The organism is Polymorphospora sp. A560, assembly GCF_045781765.1.
GTDB lineage: Bacteria > Actinomycetota > Actinomycetes > Mycobacteriales > Micromonosporaceae > Polymorphospora > Polymorphospora lycopeni.
This window is the reverse complement of record NZ_CP122282.1, coordinates 7,189,282-7,208,066: the sequence shown is the minus strand read 5'-3', so window position 1 is coordinate 7,208,066 and position 18,785 is coordinate 7,189,282. Positions and strand designations below refer to the sequence as shown.

The following is an 18,785-nucleotide window of genomic DNA, read 5'->3' as shown; positions in this document are numbered from 1 at the left end:
GTAAGGAGCCCCCCTTGTCAAGACGATCATGGCGCGTGGCCACGCTACTCATCGCCGGCCTGGCCGTCGCCACGGTCGGCCCGGCCGGCGTCGCCCGCGCCGACGCCCCGGTGAGCAACCGGGCGAGCCTCAAGGCCGACCTCTGCTACCAGATCGCGACCGACCGCTTCTTCGACGGCAACGCGAGCAACAACAACCCCGCCAAGAGCCCCGGCCTCTACGACGCGGGCAAGTCCAACTGGAAGCTCTACTGGGGCGGTGACTTCGCCGGCATCCAGCAGAAGCTCGACTACCTCCAGGGGCTGGGCGTCACCTCGATCTGGATCTCGCCGCACGTCGACAACATCGACGTGGCCGCCACGTACGGCGGGGTGCCCAACGCCGGCTACCACGGCTACTGGACCCGCGACTTCAAGAAGACCGAGGAGCACTTCGGCACCCTGGCCGAGTTCGACTCGCTGATCGCCGCCGCCCACTCCCGGGGCATCAAGGTGATCATGGACTGGGCGCCGAACCACACCTCGCCGGCGGACGAGTCCAACCCGGGCTTCGCCGAGAACGGCCGGCTCTACGACAACGGCACGCTGATGGGTGGCCTGACCGGCGACACCAACGGCTACTTCCACCACAACGGCGGCATCACCGACTACAACGACCGCTACCAGAGCCAGTACAAGAACCTGGCCGACCTCGCCGACCTCAACCAGCAGCACCCGACGATCGACAACTACCTCAAGACCTCCGCCGACTACTGGATGAACCGCGGCGTCGACGGCGTACGGGTCGACGCGGTCAAGCACATGACGTCCGGCTGGCAGCGCTCGATGGCCGACCGCTTCCTGACCAACAAGGACTCGTTCCTGTTCGGTGAGTGGTACCTCGGCAGCAAGACCGACCCGCTGTACGACGACAACGTCCGCTTCGCCAACGAGAGCGGCATCTCGGTGCTGGACTTCTACCTCAACATCTCGATGCGCGAGACGTTCGGCTCCAACGTCTCGATGCACAACCTCGACGCGGCGATCAGCAAGACGGCGACCGACTACCGCTACCCGGAGAACCTGGTCACCTTCGTCGACAACCACGACATGTCGCGGTTCCTGACGCTGAACAACAACCAGAACCGGCTGCACCAGGCGCTCGCCTTCATGATGACCGTCCGCGGTACGCCGTGCGTCTACTACGGCACCGAGCAGTACCTGCACAACAACACCGCCGGCGGCGGCGACCCGTACAACCGGCCGATGATGCCGGGCTTCAACACCGGCACCACGGCGTACCAGCTCATCAACAAGCTCTCGACGCTGCGGCAGAACCAGCCGGCGCTGTCCTTCGGCACGCACCAGAGCCGCTGGATCAACAACGACGTGTACGTCTACGAGCGCCGCTACTTCAACGACGTGGTGCTGACCGCGATCAACAAGGGCGGCAGCGCGGTCTCGCTCACCGGGCTGAACACCGCACTGCCGGCCGGCAGCTACACCGACCAGCTCACCGGCCTGATGGGCGCCGGCGGCATCACGGTCGGCAGCGGCACCGGTGGCAACAACCCGGTGACCCCGTTCAGTCTCGGCGCCGGCCAGGTCGGGGTGTGGTCGTACAAGGCGGCCGAGCCGAGCGCGCCGACCGTCGGCAGTGTCGGCCCGACCCTGACCCGGCCGGGTAACAAGATCACTGTCGAGGGGCGCGGCTTCGGCGCCACCGGCACCGTCAAGGTCAACGGCGTCAACGCGACGACGGTGAGCTGGTCGCCGAACCGGGTCGTGGCGACCGTACCGGCCGGGGTGACCGCCGGCCTGCGGCCGGTGACCGTCACCACGTCGGGCGGCACCAGCAACGCCTACCAGGTGCAGGTGGTCGGGGGAGCACAGATTCCGGTGAAGTTCACCGTCAACAACGCCTCACCGACCGGATGGGGCGACAACATCTACCTCTCCGGCAGCATCCACGAGTTGGGCAACTGGTCGACCAGCAAGAGCGTGGCGATCGGCCCGATGCTGGCCCCGAACTATCCGAACTGGAACACCGTGGTCAGCCTGCCGGCCTGCTCGACGGTGCAGTTCAAGTTCCTGAAGATCACCTCAGGAGGGGCGGTGACCTGGGAGAACGGCGCCAACCACAGCTACACGGTCCCGTGCTCGGGCACCGGTAGCTCCACCTCGAACTGGCAGTACTGATCAACCCGGTGGCCGCCGCCCGGCAACGGCGGCGGCCACCGGCCGCACCGCACAGAGGAAACGCCGATGATCCACCACGACGGGTCCGCGCTGTACGTACCCGACCCCGCCCCGACGCTCGGCGGCACCACCGACGTGTACGTCCGGACGTCCGCCGACTCCGGCGTCGAACGGGTCTGGGTCCGCTGGACCTTCGACCGGGAACCCCGGTTCGTCGCCGCCACCGACGCCCGCCCGCCCGCCGCCCGTACCGGCGAACGCTGGTTCCGGGCCCGCCTGCCGCTGCGCAACCCGGTGTCCCGCTACCGGTTCCTGCTCGACGGGGCCGGCGGCTACCGCTGGCTCACCGCGGCCGGCGTGTTCGGGCACGACGTCGGCGACGACACCGACTTCCGGATCGTCTGCGGCCACGCCCCACCGGCCTGGGCGGCCGACGCGGCCGTCTACCTGATCTTCCCGGACCGGTTCGCCCGCTCGGCCGCCGCCGCCGACCGGCAACTGCCGGACTGGGCCGTCGCCCGCGACTGGGACCACCCGGTCTCCGGAGACGGGCCGGACCGCCCCCGCGAGATCTACGGCGGCGACCTGGACGGCATCGCGGACCGGCTCGACCACATCGCCTCCGTCGGCGCCGACACCATCTGCCTGACCCCGTTCTTCCCGGCCCCGGCCAACCACCGCTACTGCCCGACGACCTTCGACCGGGTCGACCCGCTGCTCGGCGGCGACGCGGCGCTGCGCCGGCTCGCCGACGCCGCCCACCGCAGGGGGATGCGGGTGATCGGCGATCTCACCACCAACCACACCGGCGACCGGCACGACTGGTTCCGCGACGCGCTCGCCGGCCGGCACCGCGACCTCTACTACTTCGACGACGACCTCGAATTCGGCTACGAGACCTGGGTCAGCGTCAAGCGGATGCCGAAGCTCAACTGGACCTCGGCCGAACTGCGCCGGCGGTTCCTCGACGGCCCCGACTCGGTCGTCCGGCGCTGGCTCGAAGCCGGCCTCGACGGCTGGCGGATCGACGTCGCCAACACCACCGGCCGGCGGATCGCCGAGGACAACACGCACGAGGTCGCCCGGGGCATCCTCGAAGCGATGACCCGCAGCCGGCCGGATGCCCTGTTGCTCGCCGAGAACGCCCACGACGCCACCGGCGACCTCGACGCCGGCGGCTGGCACGGGACCATGAACTACGCCGGCTTCACCCGGCCGGTCTGGACCTGGCTGGCCACCGAGCCGCTGCCGTTCCTCGGCGTACCGGTCGGGGTGCCGCGCCTGCCGGCGACGGCGATGGTGGCGACGATGCGGGCCTTCGCCGCCCGGATGTCGTGGCGCAGCCTGACCACCTCCTGGTCGCTGCTGGACTCGCACGACACGCCCCGGTTCCGCACGCTGGCCGGCGGTTCGGCCGGCCTGGTCGAGGTCGGGGTCGGGCTGATGGCGACGCTGCCCGGCACCCCGATGGTCTACTACGGCGACGAGGTGGGCCTTTCCGGCAGTTGGCCGGAGGACGGCCGCCGTACGGTCCCGTGGCACGACCGCGAGCGCTGGGACCACCGGCTGCTGGCCGTCTACACCGACCTGCTGGCACTGCGCCGCAAGCATTCCGCGCTGCGCCACGGCGGCCTGCGCCTCCTGCACGTCGGCGCCGACCGGCTGGCCTACCTGCGGGAGACCGCCGACGACCGGCTCCTCGTCCTGGCCACCCGGCGACCGGTGCCCGAACCGCTGCGGCTGCCCGGGATCGGTGCCGCCGACAACATCTACGGCCAAGCGCCCGACCTGGCGCCCGGCGATCCACTGCCCGGCGACGGACCCACCTTCCAGGTGTGGCGGCTGGCCGACTGACCGGTCCGGTGCCACCCGGCCCGGCCGAATCCACGAACAAGCCGAAGGAACCCCATGCAGTTGCTGCACCTGCCGCACCACGACGGCTCGTCCCTGTACGTCTCGGACGCGGCGCCCGCCCTCGGCCGGACCGTGACCGTCCGGGTACGGGTGCCGGCCGCCGCCGACGTCACGATGGTGCACGTCCGCGTCGTCGTCAACGGTGAGCCGGTCTTCCACCCGGCGGCGGTCGACCCGGAGCGCACCGGGTCGACGGTGGGTGGCTACGGCGCCGACGACACCTGGTGGCAGGTCGAGGTGACCGCGCACAACCCGGTCACCGGCTACCGCTTCTATCTCGAACGGGCCACCGGGGCGCCGCTCTGGCTGACCGCGGCCGGCGTCGTCGACCACGACGTGCCGGACCGGACGGACTTTCGCCTGGTCACGTACGCCCCGCCGCCGGCCTGGATGGCCGACGCCGTCGTCTACGAGGTGTTCCCGGACCGGTTCGCCCGGTCCGCGGCCGCCGGCCCGCTCGACCCGGCGACCCTGCCCGACTGGGCGATCCCCTGCGACTGGGACACCGACGCGGTGATCTACCAGGGACCGCAGACGCCGTTGCAGTTCTTCGGCGGCGACCTGGACGGCATCGTCGAACACCTCGACCACATCCAGGCACTCGGCGCCAACACCATCTACCTGCGGCCGGTCTTCCCGGCCCGGTCCAACCACCGCTACAACGCGACCAGCTTCGACCGGGTCGACCCGCTCGTCGGCGGCGACCCGGCGCTGCGCCGGCTGGCCGACGCCCTGCACGCCCGGGGGATGCGGCTGATCGGCGACATCACCACCAACCACTGCGGCGACGGCCACGAGTGGTTCCAGGCCGCGCAGGCCGACCCCGACGCGCCGGAACGGTCGATGTTCTACTTCGACGCCGACGGCGGCTACGAGGCCTGGTACGGCGTACCCAGCCTGCCGAAGCTGAACTGGGGAAGCCCGCTGGTCCACGAGCGGGTCGGCGCCGTCATGCGCCGCTGGCTCGACGTCTACGACGGATGGCGGGTCGACGTGGCCAACATGACCGGCCGGTTCGGCGCCCAGGAGGACACCCTCGCGATCGGTGCCAGCCTGCGCCGGGAGGTCGTGGCCCGGGCACCGGAGGCGATGCTGATCGCCGAGCACACCCACGACTTCACCGGCGACCTCGACGCCGACGGCTGGCAGGGCACGATGAACCACGCCGGCTTCACCCGTCCGGTGTGGACCTGGCTGCGCGGCGACGGGCTCGACCTGCCCGACTTCATCGGCGTACCCGGTGGGGTGCCCCGCCGTGACGGCGAGAGCGTCGTACGGACCATGCGGGCCTTCGCCGCCCAGGTCTCCTGGCGGTCGCTGGTCCACTCGTGGCAGCTGCTGGACTCCTACGACGTGCCCCGGTTCCGCACCGTCACCGGCTCCCGCGAACGGCACCTGGTCGGCCTGGGGTTGCAGGTGACGCTGCCGGGCACGCCGATGGTCTGCGGCGGCGCCGAGTGGGGGCTGACCGGGCGCAACGGCGAGCACGCCCGTACCCCGATGCCGTGGCAGCGCCCCGAGGACCGCGACGACGTGCTGTTCAAGTCGTACCAGGACCTGATCCGGCTGCGGGCGACCGAGCCGGCACTGCGGGACGGCGGCCTGCGCTGGCTGCACACCGGTGCCGACGCCATCGTGTTCGTACGCGAGACCGCGACGGAGTCGCTGCTGGTCGCCGCGGTCCGGTCGACCACCGGTGCGATCGAGCTGCCGCTGGACGCACCGCTGACCGGTCTCCACGACGCGGTCGACGTGTCCCCTGTGGACGGAACGGTGACCCTGCCCGGCGACGGGCCGGCGCTGCGGGTGTGGCGGCTGCGCGGTGCGGCCGGCACCGGTCAGGCCGTCGGGTGATCGTCGACGACCGGGCCACCCCGGTGCCGCCGGCCGGCGGCACCGGGCCGGCGCCCGAGCCGGCCCCCGACTCGCTCGCCGGCCTCCCGGCCGGGCCCGCCGGACCCGGCCACCCGTCGCCGGCCGACTGGCGCGACGAGGTGCTCTACTCGGTCCTGGTCGACCGGTTCGAGGCCGGGCCGCGACCGGTCGGGTACGGCGACCCGGCCGACGGCGACTCCCGGCACGGCGGCAACCTCGCGGGCATCACCAGCCGGCTGGACTACCTGCGCGACCTCGGCGTCACCACCCTGCTGCTGTCGCCGGTCACCCGGACCACCCCGGACAGCTACCACGGCTACGCGCCGGTGCACCTGCTCGCCGTCGACCCCTACCTCGGCAGCCTCGCCGACCTGCGGGAACTGGTCGGCGCGGCGCACCGGCACGGCATCCGGGTGGTGCTCGACCTGGTCGTCAACCACGCCGCCCGGATCTTCGAGTACGAGGGCGGCGACGACGGCTGGAAGGGCGCCGCCCACCCGGCCCCGATCGGCGCCTGGACCACCGACTTCAAGCCGGTCGAACTCGCCGTACCCGAGCACTTCTCCCGGCGCGGCCAGATCGCCGACTGGAAGGACCCCGACCACGCCGCGCTCGGCGACTTTCCCCCCGGCTACCGGCGCCTGGCCACCGAGAACCCGGCCACCAGGGCGCTGCTCCTGCGGGTCGCCCGATGGTGGCTGCGGGAGACCGACGCCGACGGGGTACGCCTCGACGCCATCCGCCACCTCGACCCGGACTTCGTCCGCGAGTTGACCGCCGACCTCAAGCGGTACGCCGCCACGATGGGCAAGCACAACTTCCTCGTCCTCGGCGAATACTCCAGCACCGCCGACGGCCCGATCGTCGACAGCCTCGCGCTCGGGTTCGACAGTGCCTACAACTATCCCGAGTACCGCCGGCAGAGTTGGGCGCTGCACGGCGCCGCACCCGCCCGCGACCTGGCCGACAGCCTGGCGACCGCCGCCGACGCCTTCGGTCCGCACCTGCCCCGGCTGGTCCGGTTCATCGACAACCACGACGTCTACCGGTTCCTGCGTGACGGCGAACCCGACGGCCGGCTGCGGGTGGCGCTGGCGTTCCTGATGTTCTCGATCGGTATCCCGATGCTCTACTACGGCACCGAGCAGGGCTTCCGCCAGCCCACCCGGCGGCTGGAGCGGGAGTGCTCGGCCGACCGGGCGGCGCCGCGCAACCGCGAGGACATGTTCGCCGCCGGCCGCTTCGTCTCGGCGAGTTCGGCCGGCGACCGGTTCGACACCTCCTCGGCGATGTTCCGCTGGACCCGGCGGCTCGCCGACGTACGGCGCCGGTTCGTCGCGCTGCGCCGGGGCGATCAGGCCGTCCGCTGGTCCGACCCGGACGGGCCCGGCGGCTACGTGTTCAGCCGCCGGCACGGCGACGAGGAGGTGGTCGTGGTGCTGAACACCGCCGACGAGCCGCGCCGGGTCGCGCTGGACACCGGCGGGCGGTGGGCCGACGCGCTCGACCCCGGATACGTCGGTCCGTCGCCCGATGTCGACGTCGACGGTTTCGGCGTACGGGTGCTCGTCCGGACCGGTCCACGATGACCGCCCGGATCGTGATCGAGGCGGTCGCGCCGGTCGTGGACGGCGGCCGGCACCCCGCCAAGGCGGTCGTGGGGGAGTACCTGTCGCTGCGGGCCACCGTCTGGCGCGAGGGACACAGCGTGCTGTCCGTCGCCGCGGTCTGGCGCGGCCCCGGCGACGCCGCCCCGGTCCGGGTCCCGATGGCCGTGCTCGACGCCGGCCGGGACACCTGGACGACGACCGTCGTGCCGGACCGGGTCGGCCGGGCCGGCTTCCACGTCGAGGCGTGGCACGACCCGTGGCTCGACTGGTGCCGGGCCGTACGGGCGAAGACGGCGGCCGACCTGCCGCCCGCCGAACTCGCCAACGACCTCGAACTCGGCGCCCGGCTGCTGGACACGGTCGCCGGCCGGGCGCACGCCGACCGCGACCCGCTGGCGGCCGGGACCTGCGCCGACGCCGCCGGGCTGCTGCGCGACACCGGCCGCGAACCGGCCGAACGGATCTCGGCCGCCCTCGGTGCCGAGGTCCGCGCCGTCGTCGACCGCTATCCGACCCGTGAGCTGATCACCACCGGCACCGACTGCCCGGTGTACGTCGACCGGCCCCGCGCCCAGTTCAGCGCCTGGTACCAGGTCTTCCCCCGGTCGACGGGCGGGCTCGGCAGCGACGGCGAGCCGGTCCACGGCACCCTGCGCACGGCACTGGCCGACCTGCCCCGGATCGCCGGAATGGGGTTCGACGTCGTCTACCTCACGCCGGTGCACCCGATCGGCACGGTGGCCCGCAAGGGCCGCAACAACAGCCCGACCGCGCAGCCCGGCGAACCGGGGTGCCCGTGGGCGATCGGGTCGGCCGACGGCGGCCACGACAGCATCGCGCCGCGGCTGGGCACCCTGGCCGACTTCGACGCGTACGTGTCCCGGGCCGGGGAACTGGGGCTGGAGGTGGCGATGGACCTCGCCCTGCACTGCGCGCCCGACCACCCGTGGGTCACCACGCATCCGGAGTGGTTCACCACCCGGCCGGACGGCTCGATCGCGTGTGCCGAGAACCCGCCGCGCCGGTGGCAGGACATCTATCCGCTGAACTTCGACAACGACCCCGAAGGGCTCTTCGCCGAGATCTTCCGGGTGCTGCGGCACTGGATCGACCGCGGTGTGCGGATCTTCCGGGTCGACAACCCGCACACCAAGCCGGTCGACTTCTGGGCCCGGCTGATCTGGCACACCAAGGCGGCGTACCCGGACGTGCTCTTCCTGGCCGAGGCGTTCACCCGGCCCGCCGTGCAGCGCGGGCTGTCCCGGATCGGATTCAGCCAGACGTACACCTACTTCACCTGGCGGACCACGAAGGAGGAGCTGGTCCAGTTCGGCGAGGAACTGGTCGCACTCGACGCCGGCCTGCGCCCCAACCTCTGGCCGACCACCCACGACGTGCTGCCCGCACACCTGCAACAGGGCGGGCCGGCGATGTTCGCGATCCGGGCCACGCTGGCCGCCACCCTCTCGCCGAGCTGGGGGATCTGCACCGGCTACGAACTGTTCGAGGACGCCGCGCGGCGGCCGGGCAGCGAGGAACACCTGGACTCCGACAAGTTCCAGGTGCGGGCCCGGGACTTCGCCGCCGCCCGGGCCGCCGGCCGGTCGCTGGAGCCGTGGCTGACCACGCTGAACCGGATCCGCCGGGCGCACCCGGCCCTGCACCAGCTCCGGACGTTGCGGTTCCACGACGTCGACAACGACGCCCTGATCGCCTACTCGAAGATCGATCCGGCGACCGGGGACACCGTGATCTGCGTCGTCACGCTCAACCCGTACGCCGTCGAGCGGGGCGTGCTGACCCTCGACCCCCGCGCCCTGGACCCGTACGCCCTCGACCGCCGCACCCCGGTGCCGGCCGACGGCACCGACCACGAACTGCTCGACGAGGTCGACCGGCGGCGGTGGCTCTGGGGCCGTACGCAGAAGGTCGAGATCGATCCCGCCCAGCGGGTCGCCTACATACTCACCCTGGCCTGAAGGAGATCAGTTGTCCGACGACAGCGACGTGCTGGTGCTCGGTGGCGCCGGCGTCGACACCATCGTCTACGTACCCGAACTGCCGCTGCCCCTGCGGGACAGCTACATGGTGCCCGCGGTCGAGCCGCGCGCGGGGCAGACCGGCGACAACGTGGCGGTGGGGCTGCGGGCCCTCGGCCTGCGGACCGCGCACATCGACGTGCTCGGCGAGGACCGGGAGGGTGACCTGGTCCGGGCGCTGCACGAGGCGTACGACGTACCGCTGCACACGGTGCCGACGGCGGCCGGCACCAAGCGGGCGGTCAACCTGGTCGACCCGGCCGGCCGGCGGCTGTCGCTCTACGACCCGAGGGGCAGCGACACCGACCGGCTGCCGGCCGACCTGGTGAAGGGGTACGCGGCCACCGTCCGGCTGGTGCACGTCTCGATCACCCACCCGTGCCAGCACGCCCTGCCCCTGCTGGCCGGCGCGCCGGCGCTGGTCTCGACCGACCTGCACAACTGGGACGGCGAGAATCCGTACCACGAGGCGTTCGCCTACGCCGCCGACGTGGTCTTCGTCTCCGCGACCGCGCTGGCCGACGGCCCCGCCACCCTGCGCCGGATCATCGACCGGGGCCGCGCCGGGGTCGTGGTCGCCACCGCCGGGGCCGAGGGCGGCTACGCCCTGGTGCGTGGCGAGGACGGGGTACGGCCCTTCGCGGCGGCCGGGCCGGCGGCGCCGGTCGTCGACTCCAACGGTGCCGGTGACGCGTTCGTCTCCGGCTTCCTCTTCGGCCACCTGGCCGGCGAGCCGGTCGACACCTGCCTGCGCTACGGCGCCGTCGCCGGGGCGCACGCCTGCACCGTACCCAGCACCGGGATCGATCCGATCGACCGGGCCACGCTGCTGGCCAGGGTGTAGCCCGGGACCGGGCGGCGACGGCGGATCGAGATCGCCGACCGGGGTAGGAGAGGATGAACGGCGTGGAAGCTCTACGTCTCGTGCTGCTGTATGTCCATCTGATCGGGTTCGCGCTGCTGCTCGGCGGCGCGGCCGTGCAGTATCTGTCCGGAAAGATCCGGATCAATAAGGCGATGCTCTGGGGTGCGGCGATCCAGGTGCTGACCGGGCTCGGGCTGTCCGCGCCGCTGCGCGACGGTGCCGAGCCGGATCCGGCGAAGCTTGTTATCAAACTGGTGCTCGGGTTAATGATCTTCGTGATGGTCTTCTTCGCCCGGAAGCGGGAGACGGTCAACAAGGGCCACTTCCTTGCGATCATTGGTTTGACGCTGGTCAACGCCGCTGTGGCGGTCTTCTGGCGGTAGGCGCCGGGACGCGACAAAAGGGGCAAACGATCGTTTGGGTCGGCCGTTAGGGTGACTCTGGTAAAGGCGGAAGGTCGGCTCGCGCACGACAGAGTTACGCGAGGGTAACGAGCCCTCAACAGTCGTGCACGATTGTCGGCCGTTGGGCGGGCGCGCGCGTACGCTCCCGTGCGTGGATTCACCGCAGACGTGAGCGGTGTGCAATGGAAGGAGACCGTCTTGCGCTCTGTGCGTGGGATGCGGATCGTGTCGCTCGTCGCGGTGGGCGGGCTGGCCCTGGGCGCCGCCGCATGCGGTGAGGCACCTGAGGACAACGACAACGAGGGCGGCACCGCCGCCGAGAAATACACCGCCTGCATGGTCACCGACGTCGGTGGCATCGACGACCGCTCCTTCAACGCCTCGGCGTGGGCGGGTCTCCAGGCGGCGGCGACCGAGAACTCGGACGTCGACCCGAAGTACGTCGCCTCCACCGCCGAGGCCGACTACGAGCCCAACCTGACCCAGTACGTCAACCAGGACTGCAACTTCATCCTGGCGGTCGGCGGCCTGATGGGCGAGGCGACGCAGAAGGTCGCGGCGGCCAACAGCGGCCAGCAGTTCGGCATCGTCGACGCCAAGATCGAGGCGACCAACGCCTTCCCGATGCAGTTCGACACCGCCCAGGCGGCGTTCGTCGCCGGCTACCTGGCCGCGGGCTACTCGAAGGCGGGCAAGGTCGGCACCTACGGCGGCATGAAGATCCCGCCGGTGACCATCTTCATGGACGGCTTCGCCGACGGCGTCGCGCACTACAACCAGGTCAAGGGCGCCAACGTCCAGGTGCTCGGCTGGGACAAGGCGAGCCAGAACGGCTCGTTCACCAACGACTTCGTCAAGCAGGACGAGGGCAAGAAGGTCGGTGACACCCTCGTCGCCCAGGGCGCCGACGTGATCATGCCGGTCGCCGGTGGCGCCGGGCTCGGCACCGCCGCCGCCGCGCAGGCCGCCAACGGCGCCTACAGCGTGATCTGGGTCGACGTCGACGGCTGCGAGAGCGCCCAGCAGTACTGCTCCACCTTCCTCACCACCGTCGTCAAGAACATCAAGGACGCGGTGAAGGACGCCGTGGTCAAGGGCGCCAACGGCGAAACCCTCGCCAGCACCCCGGGCTACCTCGGCACGCTGGAGAACAACGGCGTCTCGATCGCGCCGTACCACGAGTTCGACAGCAAGGTCCCGGCCGAGCTGAAGGCCGAGGTCGACAAGGTCAAGGCCGACATCATCGCCGGCACCATCAAGGTCACCTCGGCGGCCCAGCCGAAGGTCGACTAGTTCCACGCGACACCGTGCCGGATCCCACTGGTGACCATCACCGAGGGGTCCGGCACGGTGCGTGAACACCAGGACACCCCCACCCGCGGGCCGTAGCCGCCCGTACGTGGGGGCGTCCTGTCCGAGGCCCGGTCCGTATCCCGGGTCGCACGTCCGTCAGGAGGCTCCGCTGAGACTCGAACTGCGCGGCATGACCAAGCGCTTCGGTGACCTGGTCGCCAACGACCACATCGACCTGACCATCGAGCCCGGCGAGATCCACGCCCTCCTTGGCGAGAACGGTGCCGGCAAGTCCACCCTGATGAACGTCCTGTACGGCCTGCTCCAGCCCGACGAGGGCGAGATCCTGGTCGACGACAAGCCGATCCAGATCCGCAGCCCCCGGGACGCGATCAACGCCGGCATCGGCATGGTGCACCAGCACTTCATGCTCGTGCCGGTCTTCACCGTCGCCGAGAACGTCATGCTCGGCGCCGAGCAGACGCGTGGCGGCCTCCTCGGCCTGCTCGACCAGCGCCGGGCCCGCCGCCAGGTCACCGAGGTCTCCACCCGGTACGGCCTCCAGGTCGACCCGGACGCGGTGATCGAGGACCTGCCGGTCGGCATCCAGCAGCGGGTCGAGATCGTCAAGGCCCTGACCCGTGAGGTCGACCTGCTCATCCTCGACGAACCGACGGCGGTGCTCACCCCGCAGGAGACCGAGGAACTGCTCGCCGTGATGCGCTCGCTCAAAGAGGCGGGCAAGTCGATCGTCTTCATCACCCACAAGCTCGGTGAGGTCAAGGCCATCGCCGACCGGATCACCGTGATCCGGCGCGGTCGTACGGTCGGCACCGCCACCCCCGACGCCAGCCGGGACGAACTCGCCGCGCTGATGGTCGGCCGCAACGTCACCCTGACCGTCGAGAAGACCCCGGCGCGGCCGGCCGGTGCGGTCCTCGAAGTCGAGGGGCTGGTCGTCGACGACGACCGGCAGACCCGGGTCGTCGACGGCGTCGACCTGACCGTACGCGGCGGCGAGGTGCTCGGCATCGCCGGCGTGCAGGGCAACGGCCAGACCGAACTGATCGAGGCGATCATGGGCCTGCGCCCGGTCCGGGCCGGGACGATCAGCCTGGACGGGCAGCGCACCGACGGCTGGACGACCAAGAAGGTGCTGCGCGCCGGGGTCGGCTACGTGCCCGAGGACCGCAGCGTCGACGGCGTGGTCAAGGAGTTCACCGTCGCCGAGAACCTGGTGCTCGACATCTACGACCGGCCGCCGTTCGCCGCCGGCCTCGCGCTCAAGCCCGAGGCGATCGCCGCCTCGGCCAAGGAGCGGATCGAGCAGTTCGACGTGCGCACGTCCTCGGCCGAGGCGACCGTCGGGACGCTGTCCGGCGGCAACCAGCAGAAGGTGATCGTCGCCCGGGAGCTGTCCCGCCCGCTCAAGCTCTTCATCGCCGCCCAGCCGACCCGGGGCGTCGACGTCGGCTCGATCGAGTTCATCCACCGCCGGATCGTCGACGAGCGGGACACCGGCACCGCCGTACTGCTGGTCTCCAGCGAACTGGACGAGGTCATCGGGCTCGCCGACCGGATCGCGGTGATGTACCGCGGCCGGATCCTGGCGATCGTCGGCCCGGACACCCCCCGTGAGGAGATCGGCCTGCTGATGGCCGGCATCACGCCGGACGCGGGCGACGACGCCCCCGTGAATAAGGAATCGGCATGAGCGAGCGCAGCGAGCGAATCATTGGCGCAGTTGAACTCATGCGGCTGCCGAGCGTAGCGAGGCGGGACGCATGAGCGAAAGCAGCCCTCCGTCGCCGGACAAGAAGCCGGCGGTCGAGTCGGAACTCGCCAAGACGGAGCGGACCGCCGCGGTGGAGCCGGCCGCGGACGCCAAGGGCAAGCAACCCGACGGCGGACGCGAATCCCTCGGCCAGCTCTTCCTGCACAACCTGTGGGCGGCCAACACCTTCACCGTCACCGTGCTCGCCGTGGTGCTGGCCCTGCTGATCGGCGCAGTGCTGATCATCGTCTCCGAGCCCGACGTGCTGGCCACGTACAGCTACATCTTCGCCCGGCCCAGCGACGCGTTCACCGAGAGCTGGATCCTGGTCAGCGAGGCGTACTCGAGCCTGTTCAAGGGCGCGGTCTTCGACCCCGGCGCGGTCAGCGCGTGGATCGGCGGCGACGGCGGCTGGAAGCCGGTCTTCGCGCCGATCTCCGAGACGCTGACCTACACCACCCCGCTGGTCTTCACCGGCCTGTCGGTCGCGCTCGCCTTCCGTGGCGGCCTGTTCAACATCGGCGCCCAGGGCCAGGCGATCATGGGCGTGGTCCTTGCCGGGCTCGCCGGCTTCCTGCTGCCGCTGCCGCCGGTGGTCCACCTGATCGTGGCCCTGCTGGCCGGCGCCCTCGGCGGCGCGATCTGGGGCTTCATCCCCGGCTTCCTCAAGGCGCGCACCGGCGCCCACGAGGTGATCAACACGATCATGCTCAACTACGTGGCGATCTACTTCCTCGGCTGGCTCATCGTGCAGCGCGGGATCCAGAACCCGGACCGCACCGACGCGATCAGCCGCCCGGTCGACTCGTCCGCCCAGTTGCCCCGGCTGCTCGGCGACGACCTGCGGGTGCACGCCGGCATCCTCGTCGCGGTCGCCGTGACCGCCGGGGTGGCCTGGCTGCTCAACCGGTCGACGTTCGGCTTCGAGTTGCGGGCCGTCGGCGCCAACCCGGACGCCGCCCGGACCGCCGGCATCAGCGTCACCGCCACGTACGTCATGATCATGGTCATCGCCGGTGCGCTCGCCGGCCTCGGCGGGGCCAACATGGTCGTCGGTTCCACCGCCAACGCGCTGACCGCCCTGGTCGTCGCCCAGATCGGCTTCGACGGCATCCTGGTCGCGCTGCTCGGCCGGGTCAAACCGTGGGGAGTCCTGCTGGCCGCGTTGCTCTTCGGCGCCCTGCGCGCCGGCGGCAACACCATGCAGTCCTTCGCGGGCATCTCGCTCGAACTCGTGACCGTCCTCCAGGCGTTGATCGTCATCTTCATCGCCGCGCCGGCCCTGGTGAAGGCGATCTTCCAGCTCCGGGCCGCCCGCGCCGCGCGGCTCCAGACGAGCATGGCGAAGGGCTGGTGAGCGGCGTGTCCACGACGACCGCACAGGACATGACGAACGTGACCGTGGCGACCGGCTTCTGGACCAAGGGCCGCAAGGTGGGCCTGGGGCTGCTCGTCGCCGGGGTCCTCGCCGCGATCATCTTCGGCAGCCTGGCCACCGAGCAGTCCGCCCGGTTCACCCTCAGCGAGGACTCCGGCGGCGCGGCCCTGGAGATCGGTGGCACCTTCGGCGCGATCCTCTTCGGGATCATCGCGGCGGCGGCCGGCGCCGCGCTGCTCGCCGGCCTCGACAAGCGCTTCTTCCTCTGGGCGCTCGGCGTCGGCATCGTCGGGCTGGTCCTGTCGTTCCTGTGCTGGCAGATCTCCGACGCGCCGCCCGGCCAGAACTTCATGCCGATGGTCAACATGGTCCGCGGCACGTTCCTGCTCGCCCTGCCGCTCATCTTCGGCGCGCTCGCCGGCGTGCTCTGCGAGCGGTCCGGTGTGGTCAACGTGGCGATCGAGGGCCAGTTGCTGATGGGCGCCTTCGCCGGTGCCCTGATCGGCACGATGAGCGGCAGCATCTGGATCGGCCTGATCGCCGCGGCGCTCGGCGGCGCCTTCATCTCGCTGCTGCTCGCCGTCTTCGCGATCCGCTACCTGGTCGACCAGGTCGTCGTCGGCGTCGTGCTGAACCTCTTCGCGATCGGCCTGACCGGCTTCCTCTACGAGCGGTTGATGCAGACCAACCAGCAGGAATACAACCAGCCGCCGCACTTCGGCACCTGGGAGATCCCGCTGCTGTCCGACATCCCGGTCATCGGTCCGGCGCTCTTCCGCGGCAGCATCTTCCTCTACCTGGCGCTGATCCTGGTGGTCGTCCTCCAGATCGCGCTCTTCCGCACCCGCTGGGGGCTGCGCACCCGGTCGGTCGGCGAGCACCCGACCGCCGCCGACACCCTCGGCATCCGGGTGCTGGGGCTGCGCTACCGCAACGTGCTGCTGGCCGGCATGGTCGCCGGCATCGGCGGTGCCTCGTACACGCTGCTGCTCTACTCCTTCACCAAGAACATGATCGGCGGCAAGGGCTTCATCGCGCTCGCCGCGCTGATCTTCGGCCGGTGGAGCCCGACCGGGGCGCTGCTCGCCGCACTGTTCTTCGGCTTCGCCGACCAGCTCGGTGCCTACCTCGGCGCGATCAACAGCATCATCCCCAGCCAGTTCCTGGCGATGCTGCCCTACCTCGCCACGATCCTCGCCGTCGCCGGTCTGGTCGGGCGGGTCCGGGCGCCGGCCGCCGACGGCAAGCCGTACATCAAGGGGTGACCCGGCCCGGTGCCAGCCGCACCGGCCGGAGCAGGGCAGGATGGACGACGTGACCATGGAGATCGACTGGAGCCGGCTGCGGGACGCCGCCGTCGCCGCGATGGCAAACGCCTACGCCCCGTACTCGAAGTTCCCGGTCGGGGCGGCGGCCCTCGTCGACGACGGCCGGATCGTCGTCGGCTGCAACGTCGAGAACGCCGCTTACGGTGTGGTGCTCTGCGCCGAGTGCGGGGTGGTGTCGGCACTGCACGCCAGCGGTGGCGGCCGGCTGGTGGCGCTGTCCTGCGTCGGCGGCGACGGCGAGCCGCTCATGCCGTGCGGGCGCTGCCGGCAACTGCTCTGGGAACACGGCGGACCCGACTGCCTGATCGAGGCCCGGCCGGCGCCGCTGCGGATGTCCGACCTGCTGCCGCACGCGTTCGGCGCCGACGACCTGACGGCGGCGGCCCGCCCCTCGATCCCGTCGGTGCCGGCGGGACTCGCCGCCTGGCGTGGCCGGGGCACCGTCTTCGTGCACCCCGACGTCGCCGGCGGCGAGCAGGTGTGGACCGGCTACTGGGAGCGGTCCGGCGGCGGGGGCGAACCCGTCGAGCCGGGCATCCTGGAGGAGGCGCCGACCTGGTCCGATCCGGCCGACGCGGTCGCCTGGGGACACGCCCGCACGCCCCGGGTGGTGGTGGTCGACGCCGAGGGCGCGACGTTCTGGGCGGGTGAGGGCGAGCCACCCGTCGACGTCCCCACCCGCTGGCCGGGCTGACGCCCGCGCCCGCCACATTCCTGATCCGACAGAAAGGCCCGAGCGATGAGCGCGTTCACCGCCGTCGACGTGATCCGTACCAAGCGGGACGGCGGGGTGCTCTCGGACCCGCAGATCGACTGGGTGGTCGACGCGTACACCCGGGGACTGGTGGCCGACGAGCAGATGTCGGCGCTGGCCATGGCGATCCTGCTGCGGGGCATGACCCCGCCGGAGATCGGCCGGTGGACCGCCGCGATGATCGCGAGCGGGGAGCGGCTCGACCTGTCGGCGATCGACCGGCCGACCGCCGACAAGCACTCGACCGGTGGTGTCGGTGACAAGATCACCCTGCCGCTGACCCCGCTGGTGGCGGCGTGCGGCGCGGCCGTACCGCAGCTTTCCGGCCGCGGCCTCGGGCACACCGGCGGCACCCTGGACAAGCTGGAGTCGATCCCGGGCTGGCGGGCGGCACTGCACAACGACGAGTTCATCGCCCAGCTCCGCGACGTCGGCGCGGTCATCTGCGCCGCCGGTGAGGGGCTCGCCCCGGCCGACCGCAAGCTCTACGCGCTGCGCGACGTGACCGGCACCGTCGAGGCCATTCCGCTGATCGCCAGCTCGATCATGAGCAAGAAGATCGCCGAGGGCACCGGCGCGCTCGTCCTCGACGTCAAGGTCGGCTCCGGTGCCTTCATGAAGTCCGTCGACGACGCCCGCGAACTGGCCCGGACCATGGTCGAGCTGGGTACGGCGCACGGCGTGCGGACCGTCGCGCTGCTCACCGACATGTCGACCCCACTCGGGCTGGCCGTCGGCAACGCCGTCGAGGTCACCGAGTCGGTCGAGGTGCTCGCCGGTGGTGGCCCCGCCGACGTCGTCGAACTGACCCTGGCCCTGGCCCGCGAGATGCTCGCCGCCGCCGGGCTGCCGGCCGCCGACCCGGCCGCCGCGCTCGCCGACGGGCGGGCGATGGACTCGTGGCGGGCGATGATCCGGGCCCAGGGCGGCGACCCCGACGCGCCGCTGCCGGTCGCCCACGAGACCGAGACCGTACGCGCCGCGGCCGACGGCTACGTCGCGTCGGTCGACGCGTACGCGATCGGGGTGGCCGCCTGGCGGCTCGGTGCCGGCCGGGCCCGGAAGGAGGACCCGGTCAGCGCCGCCGCCGGCATCGTGTTGCACCGCAAGCCGGGCGACCGGGTACGCGCCGGCGACCCGCTCTACGAGCTGCGGACCGACGACCCGTCCCGGCTCACGGCGGCACTGGCCACCACCGCCGAGGCGGTCACGGTGGTGGCGGCGGCCGCGCCCACCCCGACCCCGCTGGTGATCGAACGGATCGGCTGAGCCGGGCGTCTTCGCGGGTCCGCGTGTATTGCCGGTCCGGCAGCGGCTATCCTGCCCTCGCCAGCAGGCCGGTAGCCGCTGACCTGCCCCACCGGGGAGCCGGCC

13 protein-coding genes are annotated in these 18,785 nt (G+C 71.6%); all 13 read left to right on the top strand.

Annotated features, from left to right (window positions below):
- The first annotated feature begins 35 nt into the window (after positions 1-35).
- The 13 genes from QCD66_RS32410 to QCD66_RS32350 all read left to right on the top strand — a co-directional run bounded on the left by QCD66_RS32410 (position 36) and on the right by QCD66_RS32350 (position 18,680).
- Complete coding sequence (locus tag QCD66_RS32410; protein ID WP_364211736.1) at positions 36-2,177, top strand: alpha-amylase family glycosyl hydrolase; 2,142 nt, start codon at positions 36-38, stop codon at positions 2,175-2,177.
- A gap of 66 nt (positions 2,178-2,243) precedes the next feature.
- Entirely contained in the window at positions 2,244-4,031 is a 1,788-nt protein-coding gene (locus QCD66_RS32405) for a glycoside hydrolase family 13 protein (RefSeq protein ID WP_375735407.1), read from the top strand.
- 54 nt (positions 4,032-4,085) lie between these two features.
- Positions 4,086-5,945, top strand: coding sequence for a glycoside hydrolase family 13 protein (locus QCD66_RS32400; protein ID WP_375735408.1), 1,860 nt, complete (start codon positions 4,086-4,088; stop codon positions 5,943-5,945).
- Positions 5,942-7,555 carry an alpha-amylase family glycosyl hydrolase gene (locus QCD66_RS32395; RefSeq protein WP_407566910.1) on the top strand — a complete coding sequence of 538 codons (1,614 nt, stop codon included), beginning with the start codon at positions 5,942-5,944 and terminating at the stop codon, positions 7,553-7,555. The genes QCD66_RS32400 and QCD66_RS32395 overlap by 4 nt, the downstream gene beginning before the upstream one ends.
- Complete coding sequence (locus QCD66_RS32390; RefSeq protein ID WP_407566909.1) at positions 7,552-9,555, top strand: maltotransferase domain-containing protein; 2,004 nt, start codon at positions 7,552-7,554, stop codon at positions 9,553-9,555. Before QCD66_RS32395 ends, QCD66_RS32390 begins: the two co-directional genes overlap by 4 nt.
- A gap of 10 nt (positions 9,556-9,565) precedes the next feature.
- Positions 9,566-10,459, top strand: a complete 894-nt coding sequence (locus QCD66_RS32385) for a PfkB family carbohydrate kinase (protein WP_375736168.1) — start codon at positions 9,566-9,568, stop codon at positions 10,457-10,459.
- A 62-nt stretch (positions 10,460-10,521) separates the two neighbouring features.
- On the top strand, positions 10,522-10,863 hold the full coding sequence (locus QCD66_RS32380) for a hypothetical protein (protein ID WP_357538935.1): 342 nt from the start codon (positions 10,522-10,524) through the stop codon (positions 10,861-10,863).
- Positions 10,864-11,100: 237 nt separating this feature from the next.
- Entirely contained in the window at positions 11,101-12,177 is a 1,077-nt protein-coding gene (locus QCD66_RS32375; protein WP_357538934.1) for a BMP family ABC transporter substrate-binding protein, read from the top strand.
- Positions 12,178-12,367: 190 nt separating this feature from the next.
- Entirely contained in the window at positions 12,368-13,891 is a 1,524-nt protein-coding gene (locus tag QCD66_RS32370) for an ABC transporter ATP-binding protein (protein ID WP_364211754.1), read from the top strand.
- Between the two features lie 70 nt (positions 13,892-13,961).
- Positions 13,962-15,308: an ABC transporter permease gene (locus QCD66_RS32365; RefSeq protein WP_364211757.1), complete on the top strand. Its 1,347-nt coding sequence runs from the start codon at positions 13,962-13,964 to the stop codon at positions 15,306-15,308.
- 29 nt (positions 15,309-15,337) lie between these two features.
- Positions 15,338-16,594, top strand: coding sequence for an ABC transporter permease (locus QCD66_RS32360; protein ID WP_357538933.1), 1,257 nt, complete (start codon positions 15,338-15,340; stop codon positions 16,592-16,594).
- A gap of 55 nt (positions 16,595-16,649) precedes the next feature.
- Complete coding sequence (locus QCD66_RS32355; protein ID WP_375736171.1) at positions 16,650-17,351, top strand: cytidine deaminase; 702 nt, start codon at positions 16,650-16,652, stop codon at positions 17,349-17,351.
- 45 nt (positions 17,352-17,396) lie between these two features.
- Positions 17,397-18,680, top strand: a complete 1,284-nt coding sequence (locus QCD66_RS32350; protein ID WP_375736165.1) for a thymidine phosphorylase — start codon at positions 17,397-17,399, stop codon at positions 18,678-18,680.
- The last annotated feature ends 105 nt before the right edge of the window (positions 18,681-18,785 follow it).